Here is a 21,488-nt window from a genome sequence, read left to right as displayed (position 1 = left end):
GCATTTTGCGATTGCGGCATGGGGTCGAATAGGCGAGAAGAGCCCCGCTTTTCCAGCCGAAATGGACCGTAAATATGTCAGACGCTATACGGGCAGTGATCCTCGGCATCATCGAGGGCGTGACCGAGTTCCTTCCCGTATCCTCGACCGGTCACCTCCTGATCGCCGAGCGCTTCTTTCATCTCGGAGAAGGCGCGTTCTGGGATTCGTTTACGGTTCTGATCCAGCTGGGCGCGATTCTCGCGATCGTGGGGCTGTACTTCCGCAAGCTGTGGGACGTCGTGATCGGCCTGTTCACGGGCGATGCCTATGCTCGCCGCTTCGTGATCGGCGTGCTGGTCGCATTCCTGCCCGCTGTCATCGTCGGCCTCGTCGCCGGTAAGTACATCAAGCTCCTGCTGTTCAATCCGTGGGTCATCTGCTTCACACTGATCGTCGGCGGCGCCGTCCTGCTCTGGGTCGACAAGCTCGAGCTCAAGCCGCGCGAGTATGATGCCACCAGATTTCCGCTCTTGATGTATCTCTATATCGGCATCGCGCAGTGCGTGGCCATGATCCCGGGCGTGTCGCGCTCCGGCGCCAGCATCGTCGCCGCGATGTTGCTCGGAGCCGACAAGCGCGCGGCGGCGGAATTCTCGTTCTTTCTGGCGATCCCCACCATGATCGGCGCGTTCGCCTACGACTTCTACAAGAGCCGCGCCGAGATGACGATGGACCACATCAACATCGTCGCGATCGGCTTCGTGGTGTCGTTCATCACCGCGATCATCGTGGTGAAGACGTTTTTGACCTATGTCACCCGGCACGGTTTCCTGCTGTTCGCCTGGTGGCGCGTCATCGTCGGCACCCTCGGCCTGATCGCGCTGGCGCTGGGACGGTAGGCCCTTGGTCCGTAGCCCGGATGGAGCGCAGCGCATCCCGGTCCGTCATCACTTGGGGCACGATCCCGGAATACGCTGCGCTCCATCCGGGCTACGCTTTCAACGCAATATAAGCTTTTGATCGGTACTCAGTTTCGCAATGCCGGGCGGCGCGCCCGGCGCAGGAGCTGAGCCCATGACCCTCGTCAGCGGCTGGGGGCGCTTCCCGGTCGTCGATACCGAGATGCTGCGTCCGCGCGCGTTCGCGTCGGTAGCCGACGCCATCGTGTCCGGCACCGTGGCGCGCGGCAATGGCCGTGCCTATGGCGATGCCGCGATCGGGACCGTCACGACGTTGACGATGACGGGCTTCGACCGCATCAGGTGGTTCGATCCGGCGACCGGCCGAATCCGCCTCGAGGCCGGCGTGCTGCTCTCGGACCTGATCGAGACCTTCGGCCCGCGCGGCTTCCTGCCCTTCGTACTGCCCGGCACGCGTTTCGTGTCGGTCGGCGGCGCCATCGCCGCCGACGTGCACGGCAAGAATCACCATTGTGAAGGCGGCTTCGGCCGCTATGTCGACAGCATCCTGCTGCGCACGGGCGAGGGCGAATTGATCGAAGCCTCGCGCGAGCAGAACTCCGACGCATTCTTTGCGACGATCGGCGGCATGGGCCTGACCGGGGTCATCCTCGAAGCGACCTTGCGGCTGCGCAAGGTCGAAACGGGGTGGATCCGCGAGCGCGTGATCTCGGCATCCGACCTCGATGCCGCGATGCGCGCGCTCGATGCAGGCGATGCCGCGACCTATTCGGTGGCCTGGATCGATTGCGCCGCCCGCGGCAAGGATCTCGGCCGCTCGCTGATCTATCTCGGCGAGCACGCCGGCAAGGACGAGCTTCCTGCCGGCGCCGCGGCGTTTCCCGCCGGCAAGCATCCCGGTCTTGGCGTGCCCATCGATTTGCCCTCGATGACGCTGAACCGCTTCAGCATCCGCGTTTTCAACGAGCTGTATTATCGCATGGGCGCGCGCCGCGCCGGCGGCAGCCATGTGGTCTCGCTCTATCCCTATTTCTTCCCGCTCGACAGCCTTGCCGACTGGAATCGCATCTACGGCAAGCGCGGCTTTCTGCAGCATCAATGCGTGATACCCGAGAACGGCGCGCGCGACGTGCTCGGCGAGATTCTGGGTCGCGTCGCGCGGCGCGGCGATGCCTCCTTCCTCGCGGTGCTGAAGAAGCTCGGCGAGGGCGAGGGCATCCTGTCGTTTCCGCTGCCCGGCTACACGCTGGCGCTGGATTTCCCTGTGCGCGGCGACATCCTGAATTTTCTCGACGAGATCGACCGTCTCGTTGTCGCGGCCGGTGGCCGGCTCTATCTTGCCAAGGATGCGCGCCAGTCGCGCGAGACGCTCGAAGCCGGCTATCCCGCCCTGCCGCGCTTCAACGCGATCCGCAAAGCGCTCGACCCTGCCGGCAACATCCGCTCCAAGCTTTCACAACGTCTGTTCGATGAGGTCTAGGCCGTGACGTCGCGCAAGTCTGTACTGGTGCTGGGCGGCTCATCCGACATCGGCCGCGCCACGGCGCGCGCCTTTGCCAAAGCGGGATACGATGTGGGGCTCGCCGGCCGCGACGTCGGCGCGCTGGAGCCTGACGCCGCCGATCTTCGCGCGCGCTACGATGTCGAGGTCGGTGTTCACACATTCGACGTGCTCGACACCGCCTCATTCGAGGGCTTCGTCGCCGGCCTGGCCGCGCTGCCCGATGTCGTCATCTCGATCGTCGGCCTGCTTGGTGTGCAAGAGAGCGCGCAGAGCGATCTCGCCCAGGCCACCGCGATCATGCGCTCCAACTACGAAGGTCCGGCGCTGATCCTCGGCCTGTTCGCGGAGAAGTTCTTGGGCCGCGGCAGCGGCACGCTGGTCGGCGTGTCCTCGGTCGCCGGCGATCGCGGCCGCGCCTCCAACTATGTCTATGGCTCGGCCAAGGCCGGCTTCTCCGCCTTCCTGTCCGGCCTGCGCGCCCGCGCCAGCCGTGGCGGCGTGCACGTCGTCACGGTCAAGCCCGGCTTCGTCCGCACCAGGATGACCGAAGGCATGAAGCTGATCGGCCCGCTCACCGTCGAAGCCCCCGTCGTCGGCGCTGAGATCCTTCGCGCCGTCGAGAGCAAGACCGACATCGTCTATGTCAGCGGCAGATGGCGTCTCGTGATGCTGATCATCAAGACGCTGCCGGAAGCGGTGTTCAAGAAGCTGAAGTTTTGAAAGTCGTGTAACAGGCCAGTCTTCGTTCCAGCGACAGTGCACCCCCTCGCCCCGTTCTTACGGGGAGAGGGTTGGGGTGAGGGGTCTCTCTCCGCACGAGCGGTCTTCGAGAGACCTGTACCCCTCACCCGGATTGCTGCGCAATCCGACCTCTCCCCGCAAGCGGGGCGAGGTAAAGAAGATCCCTCACACGCTCATGCGCTGGAACTGGCCCTGCGGGCGGAAGCGCCAGAGATATTGCGGGGCGATCGCTTCCAGCGAGTCGGCCTGGATGCCGAGGCCTTCCAGCGTCAGCCCGGCCGCCTTCGCCGCGTCCGACACGATATTGTCGCGCTCGAGCAGCGTGACCTGGTCCGGCGTCAGCTTGAACGCGCCCGGCGCGAATTGCAGGAAGTTGGCCTGGAAGCGGGCGAGGCCGAATGTCAGCGGCACCAGCATGCGCTTGCGGTCGGTGATTTCGAGGATCGCCTCGATGATCTCGCGCATGGTCAGCACTTCCGGCCCGCCGAGCTCGTAAGTGGCGCCCGCCTTGGCCTTGCCGTCGGCCGCATCCGCGATCGCGCTGGCGACGTCGCCGACATAGACCGGCTGCATCTTGGTCTCGCCACCGATCAGTGGCAGCACCGGCGACATCCGGGCCAGCGCGGCAAAGCGGTTGGTGAACTGGTCCTCGGGGCCGAACATCACGGAGGGGCGGAAGATCGTGGCGGAGGGAACCGCGGCCAGGACCGCGGCTTCGCCGGCCGCCTTGGCCCTGGCATAGCGTGAGGGCGACTGCGCATCGGCCCCGATCGCCGAGACATGCACCAGCGCGCTACCTGCGGCGGCCGCCGCCTTGGCGACGGTCTCGGCGCCCCTGGCCTGGACGGCGTCAAACGTCTGCCCGCCGCTCTCGGTGAGCACGCCGACCAGATTGATCACGACATGCGAATCACGCAGCGCCGCCTTGACCGAGGCCGGATAGCGCAGATTCGCCTGCACGGTGTGAATCTGCCCGACCCGGCCGAGCGGCTGCAGGTATCCGGCGAGTTCCGGCCGCCGCACCGCAACCCGAACCCGGTAATCCCGCTTGCACAGGGCGCGGACGACGCTGCGGCCCAAAAACCCAGATCCGCCGAAAACCGTGACCAGCGTGTCCAGATTCGATGCCATGGGAGCCATTCCTGCGGAAAAGAGTGCGTCTTGTCAGGCTTGTATCGGGCCGGTTTGCGATGCGCAATCGGCATCCCGACCCCGGCCTCACGCATGAATTGACAACGGCGTCACCGAACCGTAGTAACCGCCTCCGTGCCCCAAACGGCATGCCCAGGTGGTGGAATTGGTAGACGCGCTGGCTTCAGGTGCCAGTGGCTTAACGGCCGTGAAGGTTCGAGTCCTTTCCTGGGCACCATCCCCTGCTCAAGCGATTGAAATCGCTCATCCGCAGGACATCGAGCTGCTGACCGGTCCGCGACACCGAAGCACGGCGCTCATGGCGCCGAATGGCCGTCGTCGCCACGTCGGAAGGTGCCGGCAAGGCCGGTGACCCGAGCCCCCCTAGGAAGCCTCAGTGCTCGTTGACCGCAGCGCCCAGCTTGATCAGGCTCAGCGAGCGGTTCGCGGTCTCGCGCAGGCGGCAGTAGCTCGCGCCGCCCCGGTACATGCCGGGGTCGACGTTGTCGAAGACCGCGCAGAGGCGATCACGCGAGGCGGCGAAAACTTTCTGCGAGTCATTGACGGCCTTGATCGCGTCGGCGAACCCGCCGGCCTGAACCTTCTTCAGCGCCCCACTGGTTTTCTGCGTCCAGACGGCGAGTTCGCGCGCCGCGCAGGCCTTCCATCTGGCGACATCGTCATTCGCGCCCTCTGCCGCCTTGATGCAGGGGTCGGCGACGAGCCCGACGCAGGCGCTGCCGAAACCGCCGGTTTTCTCCACCTTCTTCAGGCAGGCATCGATCACGGCAAGGTCGGCTGGCGCGGTGCTCTGGGCGGTGTCTTGGGCGAAAGCCATCGATGCCAGCGGGAGGCCTGCGGCGAGAATCGCGGCGGCAAGCTTGAATTTCACGGGAGATCTCCGTTCGGCGCATCGATGCAACCTTGGTCACCGGAGGCCCGGCGTGGGTTCACCCGAATGTGGAGCAGGAGCCGTTCCTCACACCACCTTCTTCCCGGTCCGCTCCGCCACCGCCTTCTGCACGTCATATCTGGAAACCATCTGGTGGCTCCGCAACGACGACCGTGCATTTGACACGCCGGCAGACGCCCGGAGTGTCGCCATGATCCGCTCAATGTCGGCTGGGCGCCGAATACGGAGAGCCACGACGAGCAAAGCGGGCTGGGCTACTAGGCCGCGACGCGGCTAATCCGACGGCTTGACGCCGAGATCGCCCAGGATGCGGAGCATCACGTCGCTGTCGCGCTTGAAGATCCGATTCGTCGTTTCGAAATCGGCCGGCGATGACAGGATGAAGTTGTTCAGCATCTGCTGAACTTTCGGATCGGTTCCGGCTTGGATCAGCAGCGGCGAGAGGCGATCGACGATATCCCGCGGCGTGCCGGACGGCACCGCAAACGTGGTGAAGGGACGCAGATTGTAGAAGTCGCCGACGGCGCCTTGCTCGGTCATGGTCGGCGTGTCCGGATGGGGCGGCAGACGGGTGCCGACCACGCCGATCAGGTTGCCGGTGCCGGCCTGGATGACGGGCGCGGCTGCGGCATAGCTCCCGGCGGCGCCATCAAGCGTCTGTCCGGCGACGTCATTCCACATCGGCGCCTCGCCGCGATACTGGATGACCTGAACCTTTATGCCGTATTGCTTGGCGATCGTCTCGATCAGGACGTGCGGCGTCGAGCCCACGCCGTAGGATCCCCAGTTCACGCTGCCGACTTTCTTGCAGTATTCGATGAACTCGCGCAGGTTGGTCGCACCGGTCTTCTTCGCCGCCACGACCGGACCGCCAGCGCCGATGACCATCGTCAGATAGGTAAAATCATTTTCGGGATCGTAGGGCAGGTCTCTTACCGTGACGCGGTTCTGGATCAGCGACGACGAGATCGTGCACAGGATGGTGGTGCCGTCCGGATCGGCGCGTTTCGCTTCTGCCACGCCGATGACGCCGCCGGCGCCGCCCTTGTTCTCGACGATGACCGGCTTGCCCACCTGCCGCGCCAGGAAGTCGCCGAACGCGCGCGCGATGCCATCGGTCTGGCCGCCCGGTGGATAGGGCACGATGATCCTGATCGATTTGGACGGCCACGCGGATTGCGCCTCGGTCCTTACAGCCGGCGCGCACAACGCGACGGCCGAACCCATCACGAATGTTCGTCGTGTCAGCTTTCTCATTTCCCGCCCTTGGTCTTGTTTCTTGTCGAGTCGCGAGGACCGATCGGATAAAACTAGCGAAGAACGTGGCTGCGTGACGTGTGGCACTGTGTCCACCACAAAGCAGGTGACTTCCATCGCGCGGAAAACGAATTCGCACGGCGGCTCCTCTCCCCCTCACACCACCCGCTTCCCCGTCCGCTCCGCCACCGCCTTCTGCACGAAGTACATCATCACCAGCGTGATGATCGTCGTGGTCACGACGACGTAGCCGATCCGGTCGAAATGGAGTAGCGCGCCGTCCGCGCCTTGGGCGATGATCGCGCTGGCGAGCACCGAGCCGAGCCCGCCGGACAGTTGCTGGAGCGAGGCGCTGACCGCGCTGAACGAGCCGCGCTGGCCGGGCTCCGGGATCGCCGACATCAGCGCCTGCGAGGGGATCATGCGCGAGAAGATGCCGACGAACATCAGCACGTTGACGATGATTGCGGTCGCGAGCGAGACGTGGCCGAGATGGGTGTAGATCAGCACCATGAGGACGGTCATGGCGCAGCCGAACACGAAGGTCGGATATTTGCCGAACGCGTCGCTGGCGCGGCCGACCAGCGGTCCCGTGACGATGCTGAACAGGCCGGAGACGAGATAGATCGTCGGCAGATGCGTGATGTCGATGCCGAGATTGTGCACGGTGTAGGCGCTGGAGAACGGCATCAGCATGTAGCCGCCGGTCGCCAGCAGCGTCGTGACGGCGAAGGCGAGCGTGTAGCGCGGCTCACCGACCGTCGCGACCAGATGGCGGAACGGGTTTCTGTCCTGCTTCAGCTTCAGATGCGCGTCGACCGGCTCCATGGCAAAGGCGATGATGGCGATCGTCACGATCGACAGCACCACGATGGCGATGAAGCAGACATGCCAGCTCCAGTAATTGGCGAGAAACAGGCCGGCGGGAATGCCGAGCACCTGGCTGGCGGCGAACGCCGTCTGGATGATTCCCATCACGCGGCCGCGCATCTGCAACGAGAACAGGTCGGTGATGATGGCGAGCACGACCGCGCCGATCACGCCGCCGAACAATCCGGTCACGATCCGGCCGATCAGCAGCACATGGTAGTTCGGCGCCACCGCGCACAACAGCGTGCCGAGCGTGAAGCCGACATAGAAGAACAGCAGGAGGCGCTTGCGATCGAAACGATCGGCAAAGCCGGCGGCGAGGATGCCCGATAGTCCCGCACTGAACGCGTAGGCCGATACGGCGACGCCGAACTGCCCCGCCGTGATGCCGAGCGCGGGCATCAGGATAGCGCCGAGCGGCGACATGATGATGAAATCGAGGATGATCGTGAACTGCGTCAGCGCCAGCAGCGCGATGAGGAGCGCCTGGTAGCGCGAAAATCCGCGCGGACGCTGGTCGTCGATCGGCGCAGCGAGCGTTGGTTCGGTCATGGCACCTGATCCAGGGTGGGCCCCCGGGGAGGGAAATTGGCAGATAGGGTGGGCCGGGACGATATCCACGGCGCGCGAAGCAAAAGTTCTGACGGTACAGGAAGCTCGCGCCGGATTGTGGGATCCGGGCAACAGCGCCTCGGGCGGAAGCCGCCCCCATCTCTCCAGGTGAATTAAGCCGCCTTTAGTGAATGTTCCCATAGGGTTGGCCGTCCAATTTCCTGCTCCCCCGGCCGAATGCCGGTCATGTCACGGCAAGTCAGAGCGTTTTCGGATGGAGCAGCGTGCCTCCCAGTATGATCCTCGCGTGTCCGAGCCGTCGCCGGCCCGGACCCTCGTCATCGACCTCGAAGGCGCGCTGCTGCGTTCCGAACTGCTGATGGAGGCGCTGTTCTCCAGCCCCGGCCGCATGCTGGCGCGCTTCGGTGCGGGCGGACGGGCGGGGATGGCGGCGCTCACGGCGATCCTGGCGCGAGGCGAAATCGACTACGCCCATCTGCCCTATGATTCCGATGTGATGAACCGGGCGCTGGCGGCACGGGCGCGCGGCGAGAAGATCTATCTCGTCGCGGATCGGCTCGCCGCTCATGCCGCGGCGATCTCAGCGCATCTCGGCTTCGATGGCGTCGTCACGCACGCCGATCTCGCGGCGGGGCGCGTGCCGTTCGATTGTGCCTCCATCACGCGCATCGAAAATGGCGAGGTCCGCAGAGCCGGCCTCGCCACCTGGGTGAAAGCGCTGCGGGTTCATCAATACGCCAAGAACACGCTGGTGTTCGTGCCTGCGCTCACGGCGCATCAGCTGAACCTTTCGACCCTCGGCTACGCGCTGCTCGCATTCCTGGCGTTCTCGGCCTGCGCCTCGGGCGCCTATCTGATGAACGATCTGCTCGATCTCGCCGCCGACCGGCAGCATCCGAGCAAGCGCCACCGCGCGCTCGCAGCCGGCGATTTGCCGATCTCGTCGGCGCTGTCGGCCATTCCTGCATTGTGGTTGTTCGCGCTTGCCGCCAGCCTCTGTATCTCGCCGCTGTTTCTCGGCGTGCTCGGCCTCTATCTCGCCACCACGATCGCCTATTCGCTCGTGCTCAAGCGCAAGATGCTGGTCGACATCGTCACGCTCGCCGGCCTCTACACGCTTCGCATCGTCGCCGGCGCAGTCGGCGTCGGCGTGGTGCTGTCGGAATGGCTGTTGATCTTCTCGCTGTTCGTGTTCACCTCGCTCGCCCTGATCAAGCGCTTCAGCGAGCTCAGCATGCGCGAGAGCGTGGGCCTCGCCGATCCCTCCAACCGCGACTATCGCGTCACCGACCTTAACGTCATCGCCGCGATGGCGGCGGCAAGCGCCATGAACGCGGTGACCGTGTTCTCGCTCTACGTCTCGTCCTCGGCGGTGACGCCGCTCTACAGCCGCCCCTGGATGCTGTGGCTGCTCACACCGCTGCTGCTGTACTGGTTCGGCCGTGCTCTGATGATGGCGCATCGCCGCGAGATGCCGGACGATCCGATCCTGTACGCGTTCCGGGACGGCCCCAGCCGCACCGCAGTCGCGGCGATGATCTGCATTATGCTCGCTGCGATCTGACGGCCGTAAGGTCACGGCCGCTTGCGTGACCTGTCGCGACTGGCTACATCGCGATCCATTCGACTAAAGCGCGATGCGATTAAGATGAATCGTCATCGCGCTTTAGGTTATTGATTGAGCATGATCTTTTCGGAAAACCGCTGCACACTTTTCCGGATCATGCTCTAGCCTATGATATCGACGCACCGATTCGACCCGAGGGTTTCATGACCGTACGCCTGCACCGCGGCGACCTGCCCGACCTGTCCCGCTACACCGGAGCGGTGGCGATCGACACCGAGACTATGGGGCTGAACCCGCACCGCGACCGGCTCTGCGTGGTGCAGCTCTCGCCGGGCGACGGCAGCGCCGACGTGGTGCAGATCCCCAAGGGCCACACCGACGCGCCGAACCTGAAGGCGCTGCTCGCCAATCCGGCGGTCACGAAGATATTCCACTTCGCGCGGTTCGACGTCGCGGTGCTGAACCAGACCTTCGGCGTCATGACCGGGCCGATTTATTGCACCAAGATTGCGTCCCGCCTGACCCGCACCTACACCGACCGCCACGGCCTCAAGGACCTCGTCCGCGAGGTGCTCAACATCGACCTCTCCAAGCAGCAGCAGTCCAGCGACTGGGGTTCCGACAGCCTGAGCGAGCCGCAGCTCGCCTACGCCGCCTCCGACGTGCTGCATCTGCATGCCTTGCGCGACCGACTGGACGCCATGCTGGTGCGGGAAGGCCGCAGCCAGCTGGCGCAGGCCTGTTTCGACTTCCTGCCGACCCGCGCCCTGCTGGACCTCCAGGGCTGGGCGGAAGAGGACATTTTCGCGCACTCCTGAAGGCCCCCCGTGGCGGTTGGCCCGGGATTGCCGCCCCGTTTCGGACACTTTCGTAACGGCCTGTCGCCGGCTGCATATTTGGGCGGCGCCGGATAGAATGGGGTGCGCCCCCTCGACCGGACAAGGCGAGCGATACGTCAGGAGACAGGTAAGCAGGAACCCCGGTGAATTCGGCCCAGAACCCCACCTACGACGCCGCGCTTGCGGCGAAGTTTGCCAGCGCGGCGCGCCACAGCCGCCTGGTGCGGATTCTGCGTATCGCGGTCCCGGGTGCTGTAGTGCTGTCCATGGCTGTCATCATCGGCGTCTCGATCTTCAATCCGTTCCGCATGCTGATGCCGAAGCTGCCGCTCGACTCCGGAAATCTGGTGGTGTCGGGCACCAGGATCACGATGGAATCGCCGCACCTCGCCGGATACACGCCGGACCAGCGGCCCTATGAGCTCTGGGCCAAGACCGCGACGCAGGACATCACCGATCCCGATCATGTCGATCTCAATGACCTGCGTGCGAAAGTGCTGATGGAGGACAAGTCGACCCTGTTCCTTGATGCCCGCACCGGCCGCTTCGACAACAAGCAGCAGCAGCTCGATCTGCGCAAGGACATCTTCCTGCGCACCTCGACCGGCTATGAGGCGCGGCTCAATTCCGCCTTCGTCGACATGGGCAAGGGCACGGTCTCCTCGGACGAGCGCGTCGACGTCAAGCTGACCAACGGCACGCTGAGTGCGGATCGCCTGCGAATTACCGAAGGCGGCGACGTCATCCGCTTCGAGGGCAATGTGGTGATGCATCTGGACAAGCTGGATGAACCCGCCGCTGCTCAGCCTGGACCAACCGAGCCTGCGCCGACGAAGACGCGCACGCCTCAGAACAAGTCTGCCAATTCGAAGTGATTTTCATGATGAAGTTCTTCTCGCGCAACGACAACAGGCGCAGCGCGATCGTCAGCGCAGCCGCGCTTGCCTTTGGTGTCTTGATCGCATCCGGTGAAGGCCGCACGCAGAGTTCGGCGACTGCGCCCAACAACGCGCTGCAGGGCTTTACGCAAAACCGCGATCAGCCAATTCAGATCGAAGCGGCCTCGCTCGAGATGCGCGACAAGAAGAAGGAGGCGACCTTCTCCGGCAATGTGAAGGTCGTGCAGGGCGACACCACCATGACCTCGAAGACGCTGGTGGTGTTTTACGATTCGGGCGGCGGCGACAAGCCGGCCGCGCCGCAGCCTGCGGCGAAAGCGACCAAGAGCGCGCCGATGCAGTCGGCGCAGCCGGGTCCGGGCGGCAGCTCCTCGATCAAGCGGCTCGAGGCGCGCGGGAATGTCGTGGTCACCCAGAAGGACCAGGTGGTGACGGGGGAGACCGCCGTGTTCGACACCAAGACCAACCTGATCACCATGTTCGGCGGGGGCTCGGGCCAAGTCGTCATGACCCAGTGCAAGAACGTCATGCGGGGCGATCGGCTGACTGTCGATATGACGACCGGCGTGTCACGTGTGGAATCCGACAGCGGCCGGGTTCAGGTCCTGCTGCCGCAGGGCTCCAGCAACGATTGCGGTTCGGGCAAGCCCGGCGGCGCGCCGCCTTTGCAGTTACCCGGTGCAAGTAAACCAAAATGAATTCAACGGCTTGGTTCGGATGCGGCCGAACCGAGGGTTGAAGCCTGCCCGGCGAGCCTGTATCTAGCGCGCAGGGCTTTCGAAGCGGGGTCCGCCGCTTTTCGGGCGTGTTTCACTGGGCATGAGACATTCCTTCACCCATGCTGCGTCGGCCAATCGCTCAGGCTGGCGCGACAGATCGCGCGGATTTCGCGCAAGACGACGCCAAAGGCTAGAAGGCGGGGATGGTCGATCTCTTCAGCATGTTCCGTCGGCGCCCCGCCAAGCGCGGCCGGCCAGGATTTGCGCGTCAGGACATCACTGCGCTCGGGGACAGCGTCGGCGGCCTCGTGCCCAGTCCCGTCAGGGACACGCCGATTGCCCGCGACCAGCCCCGCGGGCCCGACCAGTTCCAAGGTGACTACACGGGCGACTACGAGGCCGACTATCAGGCCGAGCCGCGTCCGCAGGCGGTTCATCCCGTCCGAACGGCCGCCAGGTCCAACGGTGCCGGCGCGCCGCAGCTGTTGAAGCGGCCCGGCTTCCTGGCTGTGCATAGTGTGGAAAAGGCCTTTGGCAGCCGCCAGGTGGTGCGCGGCGTCAGCATCTATGTGCGCCGCGGCGAGGCCGTCGGCCTGCTCGGCCCGAACGGCGCCGGCAAGACCACCGTGTTCTACATGATTACCGGCCTGATCAAGGCCGATCGCGGCGCGATCGAGCTCGACGGCCACGACGTCACCAAGCTGCCGATGTATCAGCGCGCGCGGCTCGGCATCGGCTATCTGCCGCAGGAAGCCTCGATCTTCCGCGGCCTCACCGTCGAGCAGAACATCCGCGCCGTGCTCGAAGTGGTCGAGCCCTCGCGCAAGAAGCGCGAGCAGCAGCTCGACTCGCTGCTCGACGAGTTCAACATCACGCGGCTACGGAAATCACCGTCGATCGCGCTGTCCGGCGGCGAGCGTCGCCGCGTCGAAATCGCGCGCGCGCTGGCGACGCGGCCGAACTACATGCTGCTCGACGAGCCCTTCGCCGGCATCGACCCGATCGCGGTCGGCGACATCCAGGACCTCGTCCGCCATCTCACCAATCGCGGCATCGGCGTGCTGATTACCGACCACAATGTCCGCGAGACGCTCGGCCTGACCGACCGTGCCTATATCGTCTATGCCGGGGAAATCTTGACCGAGGGAACCCCGGATGAGATCGTTGCCGATCCGGACGTGCGCCGCCTTTACCTTGGCGAGGAATTCCGCCTCTAGCCCTTTTTTCCAATTCGTCAAGCCGTGTACATCGGGCTGAGACTAGGATAAGCAAAAATCGGACCAACTTTTGGGATCGGTTCTTGCTTCATGGCGCTTACGCAGAGATTAGAGTTCCGGCAATCGCAGTCGCTGGTCATGACGCCGCAGCTGATGCAGGCGATCAAGCTGCTGCAATTGTCCAATCTCGATCTCACGACCTTCGTGGAAGAGGAGCTCGAGCGAAACCCGCTGCTGGAACGGGCCAGTGACGACGCGCCCGCGGGCGAAGCTCCGGCCGAGGCGGCCAATTACGGCGATTCCGACGGCCAGAACGACGGTCCGGGCGAGGACGGCTTCGGCGGCAGCGCGGAAGGCTTCGAGCCGGGCCAGGAAGAATGGATGAGCAAGGATCTCGGCACCCGCGCCGAGATCGAGCAGACCCTGGACACCGGCCTCGACAATGTCTTCTCCGAGGAGCCGGCCGAGGCGGCCGCGCGCAACGCTCAGGATGCCGCGCCGACCACCTATACCGAATGGGGCGGCGGCGCCTCCGGTGACGAAGACTACAATCTCGAAGCTTTTGTCGCGGCCGAGACGACGTTGTCAGGCCATCTCGCCGAGCAGCTCTCGGTTGCCTTCACCGCGCCCGCGCAACGCATGATCGGCCAGTACCTGATCGACCTCGTCGACGAGGCCGGCTATCTGCCGCCCGATCTCGGCCAAGCCGCCGAGCGTCTCGGCGCGTCGCAAGCCGAGGTCGAAAGCGTCCTCGCCGTGCTGCAAAAATTCGATCCGCCCGGGGTCTGCGCGCGTTCCTTAAGCGAATGCCTGGCGATCCAGCTGCGCGAGCTCGACCGCTACGACCCCGCGATGCAGGCGCTGGTCGAGCATCTCGATCTGCTCGCCAAGCGCGACATCGCGGCTCTTCGCAAGATCTGCGGCGTCGACGACGAGGACATCGCCGACATGATCGGCGAGATCCGCCGCCTCAATCCCAAGCCCGGCATGAAGTTCGGCTCGGCGCGCCTGCAGACCATGGTGCCCGACGTCTATGTCCGCCCGGGTCCCGACGGCGGCTGGCATGTCGAGCTCAACAGCGACACCTTGCCGCGCGTGCTGGTCAACCAGACCTATTATTCCGAGCTTTCGAAGAAGATCGGCAAGGACGGCGACAAGTCCTATTTCACGGATGCGTTGCAGAACGCGACCTGGCTCGTGCGCGCGCTCGACCAGCGCGCCCGCACCATCCTGAAAGTGGCGACCGAGATCGTGCGCCAGCAGGACGGGTTCTTCACCCACGGTGTCGCCCATTTGCGCCCGCTCAATCTGAAGGCCGTCGCCGACGCCATCCAGATGCACGAATCCACGGTGTCGCGTGTCACCGCCAACAAATACATGGCGACCAACCGCGGCACGTTCGAGCTGAAATATTTCTTCACGGCCTCGATCGCCTCGGCCGACGGGGGCGAAGCGCATTCGGCGGAAGCGGTGCGTCACCACATCAAGCAGCTGATCGATTCGGAGGAGCCCTCCGCGATCCTGTCGGACGACACCATCGTGGAACGCTTGCGCGCCTCGGGCATTGATATTGCCCGCCGCACGGTCGCGAAGTACCGCGAAGCCATGCGCATACCTTCCTCGGTGCAACGCCGCCGCGACAAGCAGAGCGCTCTTGGTAACGTCCTCTCTACCGCCTTGTCCGATCGCTCCCGCAATCCCGAACCGGCCTGATTGCGCTGGCGCCAAATCGCGCTACTCTCGATGCCCCATCGAGACCGATCCAAGCTGGGCACCAACCAAGCGAGGCATCACATGACTCTCAGAATCTCGGGAAAGAGCATCAGCGTCGGCGAGGCGCTGCGCGGCCGCGTTGCCGACCGCACCGACGAGGTGCTGCGCAAATATTTCGACGGCAATTATTCCGGCCACATCACGCTGAGCAAGGACGGCTTCGGCTTTCGCACCGATTGCGCCCTGCATCTCGATTCGGGAATCACGCTGGAAGCCGATTCGAACGCACCGGATGCCTATGCCAGTGCCGACCAGGCGCTGGTGATGATCGAGAAGCGGCTGCGGCGCTACAAGAACCGGCTCAAGGACCGCTCCGCGCGCAAGGCCCATGCCGCCTCAGAGGCGATGGCTGCGCTCGACGCCACCAGCTATGTGCTGGAAGCGCCCGGAGAGGGCGAAGAGGAAGTCGCCGGCTACAGCCCCGTCATCATCGCGGAGCAAACCACGTCGCTGAAGCGGCTCTCGGTCAGCGAAGCCGTCATGGAACTCGATCTCAGCGGGGCACCCTGCCTGGTATTCCAGCATGGCTCGTCCGGTCGGGTGAACATCATTTACCGCAGGGCGGACGGCAATGTGGGTTGGATCGACCCGCCGGGAGCCAAGGTGGACGGCCAGGGCGGTGGCTAGGCCCGCCAGCCGGCGCCCGTACCATCCCGGCCCTTAACAATGACGGGGGCAAAGCCGCACGCGGGAGTTGGCACCGGGATTGCGTTGGAGTAGAAGCCCCCCACATCTGGATCGGGGCTAAGTCCGCCTCCTGCTTCATGTTATTGACGCCGGCCGAGCTTGGTCTATCAAGCTGGCCAAATCGGAACCTGACGGTTTAATTCACCTCGGAAAGCTTCCATGCCGATTACCGATCTGGTCGCACCCGAGGCGATTCTCCCGGCATTGAAAGTCAACAGCAAGAAGCAGGCGCTGCAGGAGCTGGCGGCCAAGGCCGCCGAGCTGACCGGGCAGAACGAGCGCTCGGTGTTCGAGGTGCTGCTGCAGCGGGAGAAGCTCGGCACCACCGCGGTCGGCTATGGCGTCGCCATTCCGCACGGCAAGCTGCCCAAGCTGGAGAAGATCTTCGGCCTGTTCGCGCGGCTCGATCGTCCGATCGACTTCGAGGCGATGGACGGCCAGCCGGTCGATCTCGTCTTCCTGCTGCTGGCCCCCGAAGGCGCCGGCGCCGATCACCTCAAGGCGCTCGCCCGCATCGCCCGCCTGCTGCGCGACCAGGACATCGCCAAGAAGCTCCGCGCCTCGCGCGATGCGCAGGCGATCTATTCGGTGCTCGCGCTGCCGCCGGCAACGGCGGCGTAACGTTCCGTCTTTCCCGCCCGGCAAGGGCCCGATCGTCCCTCGCACCTGATTGTGAGGGCAGCGTCCCGTCATGCCACCTTGATCTCAAAGGTAGAAGGTAGGACAATCTTCCCGCTTGAGACGCACGGCACATTGGGCGGCGCCAACATCCGCTGAGAGCCGTTCGAAGCCGTGGACTGAGCGGACGTGACTGGGAATGGAATGACGCCGTTGCGCCTCGCGGCCGCGGCGGGAGAACGGCCCTGGGAATCAGGCCTCGACCGGCCGATGCCCGCGGCAGGCGCGCGTGCGAAGGCGCCCGTGGTGCGCGGTGAGGCAAGATTTGCCGCGCGTCAGGCGGTCAGCTCATGACCAGCCTGCACGATTCCGAGGAGGACGACAGCGCGATCTGGCAAGCGCCCGGCGTCGGCGTGGAAAAGCTCGCCAGAATCGTGATGCGTGGCTCAATCACCGTCAATGTGATCGCGTCGATGGGTGTCTTCAACCCCGCGCTGCTTCCCGCAGAATGGAGCTTCGTGCAACAGGCCGTTGCGCTCCTGATGTGGGTCATCCTGATCTACGCCAGTGCCTTCGTGCGACCCTGCCTGCGCGTGCAGCCCAATCCCGATTTCATCGCGCTGGTCGCATTCTATGCTCTCGCCGCTGTTTCTGTGCTCTGGACCGGCCTCGCCACCGCGGCGATCATGAAGAGCGCGGCCCTCGTGATGACGACCTTTGGTGCGTACTGCCTGATCACGCGGATCGACATCGACGAGATCGTCGGAGCGACGGCGCTGGGACTCTTCATCTTGGTCGCCGCCTCGGCCCTGTGCGCGGTTTTCGTGCCCGAGATCGGCGTCGATCAGAGCTGGATGCACAACGGCCAGTGGCAGGGAATCTACGAATCGAAGCAGACCCTCGGTTTCATCAGCGCCTATCTGATGTTCTTTGCCTGCTATCAGAAGATGACGGGCCAGGGCTGGACAGTCTTTCTGCTGATGTTTCTCCTGGCATCGACATGCGTCATCGCCTCGGAATCCCGTGGTGCCGGTGCCGTTGCAATTGCCGCCGGTGCACTACTCATGACCTCCCTATGGTCGATCCGCTGCATGAGGATTTACGCGGTGCTGCCGGTCGTCATGTGCATCCTGGCTGCGCTCCTGATCCTGTATTTCTACGTCACGGGCTACGATTCCATCCATCTCGGCGAATCGACCATCAATCTGACCGAGCGAACCTTTATCTGGCAGTACGCCATCGGCCATTTCGACGATGCGCCGCTGCTGGGCTTCGGCATCAACGGGTTCTGGACGCGCCCTGCGATTTACGACTATTTCAACCAGAACCACGGCTGGGTGCTGGACAATTATCATAGCGGCTATATCGCGGTGGCGATGGAAACCGGATTCCTGGGATACGTGCTGTTCGTGGCGAGCGTCTATCTGTTCTCGGAAAAGGTCCTGTACCTGATCGCCACGCGGTCGATCGACCGTCGCCACTGCGCTCTCATCATCGGATTCGTCGTCCTCAGCTTTCAATCGAATTTCACGGAGACGATGTTCCTTCGCTCGACGATGTTCACCTCGGTGCTGCTCGTCGCATTCTTCTTCGCGGTGTGCAGGCCGGTGCCACAGCAAGGCCTGCAGCAATGATGGGGCAGGCACGATGAATGCAATCTGCGTCCGCTGGGCTGTGATTTTCGGTCTCGCCTTCGCGCTCTCCGTGCTTGCTATCTGCTCCCCGGCAGAGGCCGCCGGACAGGCCGCGTCCGCTACCCCAAAATTGGGGCGCGGCATCAACATCCTCGGTTATGACGGCATTTGGGAGGGAGGCCGGAACGCGCCATTTCGTCTGGACAACCTCACCGCGATCAGGCGCGCCGGGTTCTCGCACGTCCGGATCAATTTCTTCGGCTTCAAGTTCATGGACCCGGAGAATGCGCTGGATGAGATCGTCATGAGGCGGCTCGATGCGGTGATCGAGGAGGTGCTCGCCCGAAATCTCATCCCCATCCTGGACGAGCACGATACCCATATCTGTCAGCACGACATCTCGGAGTGCGCCGGGAAGCTGAAAGCGTTCTGGACGCAAATCGCCGCGCGCTATGCCGGAAAATATCCGAGGCTCGTCTTCGAGGTGCTCAATGAGCCGGGCGGGCAGATGACGTCCGCCGCCTGGAACGCCCTTCTGAACGAATGTCTCGGCATCATCCGCGCCACCAACCCCCGGCGGCCGGTGATCGCCGCGGTTCTCAACGTCGACGAGCTGCCCGTCGAGGACCTGGTCCTGCCGTCAGATGACCGAAACATCATCGTGACGTTCCACTACTACGCGCCGATCCGCTTCACCCATCAGGGCGCACCGTGGTCGCCGACGTTCTCGCAAATAGGCCCGCTTGATTGGGGCACGCCGGAGGACGAACGGAAGGCGCGCGCCGATTTCGACAAGATCCGGTCCTGGTCCGAACGGGAAAAGCGTCCGATCTATCTCGGTGAGTTCGGCGTGTACGAGGCCGCGCCAGCCGAAGCAAGGACGAGATATCTGTCGTTCGTGGCGCGAAGCGCGGAGCGGCTCGGCTGGGCCTGGGCCTATTGGCAATTCGATCATGATTTCGCAGCCTTCGACAGCGCGCGTCAAAGCTGGAAGCCGGAGATCATGCGGGCGCTGATTCCGGCGGGGCGCTGAGGCGGGGGCGTGACCTGAACTCAGCCGCGCCGGCGTGAAGCCATCCGACGATCGGATAGTTCAGCCTGGAGCGCCGTCATTAAGCCTAAGGCGCCGTGTTGCGGCGCGTTGTGCTCAACAGTACCGAATTACCAAATGTGTCGGAGTGTTGCTCCTCGAATACAGCGCGCGGAGGCCGGCCGATGTACCTTACCGGAGATTTCTATCGCTGATTGCTTCGGGGGTGACGAATGAAACGACTGCTGCTGGCGACGTCGGCTCTGATTGTCGCAGGCTCTGCTCAAGGTGCCGATCTGGGAGCTCGTCCCTACACGAAAGCGCCGGTTGCGGCGGCCGTGCCTTTCAGTTGGACCGGCTGCTATATCGGGGGTCATGTCGGCGGCGGTGCGAGCCGAACGGGCTTCACGGATCCCGGCATCGGAACGGGGGCGGTCATCTCGCCTGCAATGACCATAGGCAGTGTGCCTGGTGATCGCATTGGGGTGAACGGAGACGTCGGAATTGTAGGAGGCGTTCAGGTAGGTTGCGACTACCAATTTGCCAGCAATTGGGTGCTCGGGATTGCCGGCGATTTCACGGCCACCGATCTTCACGGCACCGCCAACGATCCCTTCTTCGCCGGAAAGACCGGCGCGCCCGCCACTCTATCGAGCCGCACCGACTGGGTCGCCAGCGTCACGGGTCGGGTCGGCTACACATGGGATCGCTTGCTCGTTTATGGCAAGGGCGGCGTCGGGTTTGCGCATGACCGATACAATCTGAACAATTTCTCGTCGATTGGCGGCTTCTTTTGTCCCGGTGTGGGATTCCTCGTTTTTGAGCCCTGCAATTCAAGCGCCAGCACCGATCGTGTCGGCTGGGTGGCAGGTGCCGGTGTCGAGTGGGCCTTCGCCCCGAACTGGTCGGCCTTGGTCGAGTACACTCACTACGGCTTCGACAGCAAGCGCGTGGGATTCGCCAATCCAGCCGCCGCCACCACCGCGTTGATCGATATTCGTCAGGACATCGATATCGTGAAGGTAGGTATCAACTATCGGTTCGGCGGGTCACCCGTCGTCGCGAAGTACTGATTGATCGCTTAAGCAGACAAAGGGAGCGGCCGGGGCTCAACCTCGCGCCGCTTCCATGCGATTCACGATCCGCTGCCCGATCGGGCTCTTCAACCAGGCCTGGAAACCGGGCCGGTCCCAGATCATCCGACGCAATACCAGAAGCGATCCATCCGTATGCGATCGCACCGGTTTTTCGGGTTCGGGCTCGAGCGTCCATCCGAGCTTGGACAGATATTGAATGGTCGTCTGATTGCGCTCCAGCACGAACGCGCGGATGCGGCTCAGCTTGAGATCGTCGAACACGAACCTGAGCAGCGGAATGAAGGTGTTCACCGTCGCTCCGGCATTGCGGTGCTCCTTTTCTCCGATCACGGCGCTGACGAGCGCCTCGCTCGCCGCCGCGTTGATGTCGAGGCGGATGAAGCCGACATGGATGCGGCTGCCGCGCTCGAATATCCCGAGCAGGAGCCGTTCGCGCTGATCGAAGGATTTGATGTAGTCGGCGATCTCCGCCTTGGTCATCGCGCGCGGTGACGTGTTGAGGACATGCACCGTCCAGGGATCGGACAACCAGTCCGCCCAGCGCTGCGAGGCGTCATCGCGCTTGATGGTGCGCAGAAAATAGCGCCCGGCCGGAAACCACAATTGCTGCTTGGGCAGACGTTCGACTTTCGGCGGCATGCCGCATCTAAGCAGTTTCGAGTCGGACGATCAATTTGGATGGCGCAACGTGCAGGCCTCGAGCGGCGACGCCTTCGTGGGCGCCGCTTCCGCGCGTCAGCAGACCGTCGGCAGCAGGCGCCGGACTTCGTCGAGCAGTTCGGGGACCGCCCTCTTGTCACCCGCGAGGTGCTTGAGCAGCGCACTCTGGAACAGACCGTCGAACAGCGCGTAGAGTGCGCCTGGCGACGACGCCGGCCGCTTGCCGCCGAGCTCGGCATAGCGAGAGGCAATGCGCCAGATCATCGCTTCCAGGCTCTTGTCGATCTCGAGGACATCCTTGCGAAACGCCGCCTCGAACATCGCCTGCGAGCGCAAATCGTACCAAAGCCGGTGCATGCGGGCTTCGTTCTGCAGCGTTGCTGCGAGCTTGGCGAGGAAGCCCTCCGTCAATTCGTCGCGGCTCGTCGCTGTCGCGACGACCTCGTCATAGCGCGTCACGCACTTGGCCTTGTAGTGGCGAACGCAGCAGCAGATCAGGTCGAGCTTGTCGCTGAAATAATAGTGGAACACGCCGTGCGTGAACGCCGAGTTCTGCGCGATCTCCCGCAGGCTGGTCCGGGCGAAGCCGAGCTCTCCAAGCGTTTCGAGCGCGGCCTCGGCAAGCTCGATGCGTCGCGCGTTGAACTTGTCGTCCCGCACGATCTCCGCCGCGGCCTCTCGCTTCGCCGCTCCTGTCGCTTGCCGCGCCATCGTCGCGCTGTCTCCCGTCTCTTGGTCACCACGATCACGTCGTCGGTCATCGTCTACAGACCATCCTCTTTGACAACTGTCAAATTTTTTCCTTGACAACTGTCAAGTTCCGGGAAGAGTGTGCGCGCCAAGAAATTTGGACAGTC

At 64.0% G+C, this 21,488-nt stretch carries 20 protein-coding genes and 1 tRNA gene; 15 read left to right on the top strand and 6 right to left on the bottom strand.

Annotation, left to right across the window (positions count from 1 at the left end):
- Nucleotides 1-74 precede the first annotated feature (74 nt).
- The 3 genes from GA0061099_RS06060 to GA0061099_RS06050 all read left to right on the top strand — a co-directional run bounded on the left by GA0061099_RS06060 (nt 75) and on the right by GA0061099_RS06050 (nt 3,126).
- Nucleotides 75-881, top strand: a complete 807-nt coding sequence (locus GA0061099_RS06060; protein WP_036003355.1) for an undecaprenyl-diphosphate phosphatase — start codon at nt 75-77, stop codon at nt 879-881.
- A gap of 175 nt (nt 882-1,056) precedes the next feature.
- Complete coding sequence (locus tag GA0061099_RS06055) at nt 1,057-2,382, top strand: FAD-binding oxidoreductase (RefSeq protein WP_036024419.1); 1,326 nt, start codon at nt 1,057-1,059, stop codon at nt 2,380-2,382.
- A 3-nt stretch (nt 2,383-2,385) separates the two neighbouring features.
- Complete coding sequence (locus GA0061099_RS06050) at nt 2,386-3,126, top strand: SDR family oxidoreductase (protein ID WP_036024388.1); 741 nt, start codon at nt 2,386-2,388, stop codon at nt 3,124-3,126.
- Nucleotides 3,127-3,312: 186 nt separating this feature from the next.
- Here GA0061099_RS06050 and GA0061099_RS06045 read toward each other — a convergent pair whose 3' ends face one another.
- Nucleotides 3,313-4,278: a complex I NDUFA9 subunit family protein gene (locus GA0061099_RS06045; protein WP_036024389.1), complete on the bottom strand. Its 966-nt coding sequence runs from the start codon at nt 4,276-4,278 to the stop codon at nt 3,313-3,315.
- Nucleotides 4,279-4,429: 151 nt separating this feature from the next.
- On the opposite strand from GA0061099_RS06045, the gene GA0061099_RS06040 reads away from it, so the two are divergent.
- A tRNA-Leu gene (locus GA0061099_RS06040) sits at nt 4,430-4,516 on the top strand.
- A gap of 156 nt (nt 4,517-4,672) precedes the next feature.
- On the opposite strand, the gene GA0061099_RS06035 is transcribed toward GA0061099_RS06040, so the two are convergent.
- The 3 genes from GA0061099_RS06035 to GA0061099_RS06025 form a co-directional block, all read right to left on the bottom strand.
- Nucleotides 4,673-5,170, bottom strand: coding sequence for a lysozyme inhibitor LprI family protein (locus tag GA0061099_RS06035; protein WP_036024390.1), 498 nt, complete (start codon nt 5,168-5,170; stop codon nt 4,673-4,675).
- A gap of 294 nt (nt 5,171-5,464) precedes the next feature.
- Nucleotides 5,465-6,418 carry a Bug family tripartite tricarboxylate transporter substrate binding protein gene (locus GA0061099_RS06030; protein WP_050995914.1) on the bottom strand — a complete coding sequence of 318 codons (954 nt, stop codon included), beginning with the start codon at nt 6,416-6,418 and terminating at the stop codon, nt 5,465-5,467.
- 186 nt (nt 6,419-6,604) lie between these two features.
- Nucleotides 6,605-7,870, bottom strand: coding sequence for an MFS transporter (locus GA0061099_RS06025; RefSeq protein WP_036024395.1), 1,266 nt, complete (start codon nt 7,868-7,870; stop codon nt 6,605-6,607).
- A gap of 307 nt (nt 7,871-8,177) precedes the next feature.
- Between GA0061099_RS06025 and GA0061099_RS06020 the strand changes: the two genes are divergently transcribed.
- The 11 genes from GA0061099_RS06020 to GA0061099_RS05970 all read left to right on the top strand — a co-directional run bounded on the left by GA0061099_RS06020 (nt 8,178) and on the right by GA0061099_RS05970 (nt 19,947).
- A complete protein-coding gene (locus GA0061099_RS06020; RefSeq protein WP_036024420.1) occupies nt 8,178-9,455 on the top strand; it encodes a UbiA family prenyltransferase in 1,278 nt (425 codons plus the stop codon).
- 206 nt (nt 9,456-9,661) lie between these two features.
- A complete protein-coding gene (locus GA0061099_RS06015; protein WP_036024397.1) occupies nt 9,662-10,276 on the top strand; it encodes a ribonuclease D in 615 nt (204 codons plus the stop codon).
- Between the two features lie 164 nt (nt 10,277-10,440).
- The gene (lptC, locus tag GA0061099_RS06010) at nt 10,441-11,172 is read left to right on the top strand and encodes an LPS export ABC transporter periplasmic protein LptC (protein WP_036024399.1); all 732 of its coding nucleotides are present in this window, start codon (nt 10,441-10,443) and stop codon (nt 11,170-11,172) included.
- Nucleotides 11,173-11,177: 5 nt separating this feature from the next.
- On the top strand, nt 11,178-11,894 hold the full coding sequence (locus GA0061099_RS06005) for an LptA/OstA family protein (protein WP_036024401.1): 717 nt from the start codon (nt 11,178-11,180) through the stop codon (nt 11,892-11,894).
- A gap of 224 nt (nt 11,895-12,118) precedes the next feature.
- On the top strand, nt 12,119-13,132 hold the full coding sequence (lptB, locus tag GA0061099_RS06000) for an LPS export ABC transporter ATP-binding protein (RefSeq protein ID WP_036024403.1): 1,014 nt from the start codon (nt 12,119-12,121) through the stop codon (nt 13,130-13,132).
- Nucleotides 13,133-13,222: 90 nt separating this feature from the next.
- The gene (gene rpoN, locus GA0061099_RS05995) at nt 13,223-14,845 is read left to right on the top strand and encodes an RNA polymerase factor sigma-54 (protein WP_036024405.1); all 1,623 of its coding nucleotides are present in this window, start codon (nt 13,223-13,225) and stop codon (nt 14,843-14,845) included.
- 81 nt (nt 14,846-14,926) lie between these two features.
- Entirely contained in the window at nt 14,927-15,532 is a 606-nt protein-coding gene (gene hpf / locus GA0061099_RS05990) for a ribosome hibernation-promoting factor, HPF/YfiA family (RefSeq protein ID WP_036009184.1), read from the top strand.
- 219 nt (nt 15,533-15,751) lie between these two features.
- Nucleotides 15,752-16,213 (top strand): PTS IIA-like nitrogen regulatory protein PtsN, encoded by a 462-nt coding sequence (ptsN, locus tag GA0061099_RS05985; protein WP_008141251.1) that lies wholly within the window; start codon nt 15,752-15,754, stop codon nt 16,211-16,213.
- A 347-nt stretch (nt 16,214-16,560) separates the two neighbouring features.
- Entirely contained in the window at nt 16,561-17,844 is a 1,284-nt protein-coding gene (locus GA0061099_RS05980; RefSeq protein WP_036024406.1) for an O-antigen ligase family protein, read from the top strand.
- A gap of 13 nt (nt 17,845-17,857) precedes the next feature.
- On the top strand, nt 17,858-18,877 hold the full coding sequence (locus tag GA0061099_RS05975; protein WP_036024407.1) for a glycoside hydrolase family 5 protein: 1,020 nt from the start codon (nt 17,858-17,860) through the stop codon (nt 18,875-18,877).
- Between the two features lie 230 nt (nt 18,878-19,107).
- Entirely contained in the window at nt 19,108-19,947 is an 840-nt protein-coding gene (locus tag GA0061099_RS05970; RefSeq protein ID WP_036024408.1) for an outer membrane protein, read from the top strand.
- A gap of 36 nt (nt 19,948-19,983) precedes the next feature.
- On the opposite strand, the gene GA0061099_RS05965 is transcribed toward GA0061099_RS05970, so the two are convergent.
- Together GA0061099_RS05965 and GA0061099_RS05960 are read right to left on the bottom strand one after the other, a co-directional pair.
- Complete coding sequence (locus tag GA0061099_RS05965) at nt 19,984-20,610, bottom strand: GNAT family N-acetyltransferase (RefSeq protein ID WP_036009173.1); 627 nt, start codon at nt 20,608-20,610, stop codon at nt 19,984-19,986.
- Nucleotides 20,611-20,706: 96 nt separating this feature from the next.
- On the bottom strand, nt 20,707-21,342 hold the full coding sequence (locus GA0061099_RS05960) for a TetR/AcrR family transcriptional regulator (RefSeq protein ID WP_036024409.1): 636 nt from the start codon (nt 21,340-21,342) through the stop codon (nt 20,707-20,709).
- Nucleotides 21,343-21,488: the final 146 nt, after the last annotated feature.

The organism is Bradyrhizobium yuanmingense (assembly GCF_900094575.1).
Lineage (GTDB): Bacteria > Pseudomonadota > Alphaproteobacteria > Rhizobiales > Xanthobacteraceae > Bradyrhizobium > Bradyrhizobium yuanmingense.
The sequence above is the reverse complement of the archived record's forward strand: the minus strand, read 5'-3'. Positions and strand labels throughout refer to the sequence as shown.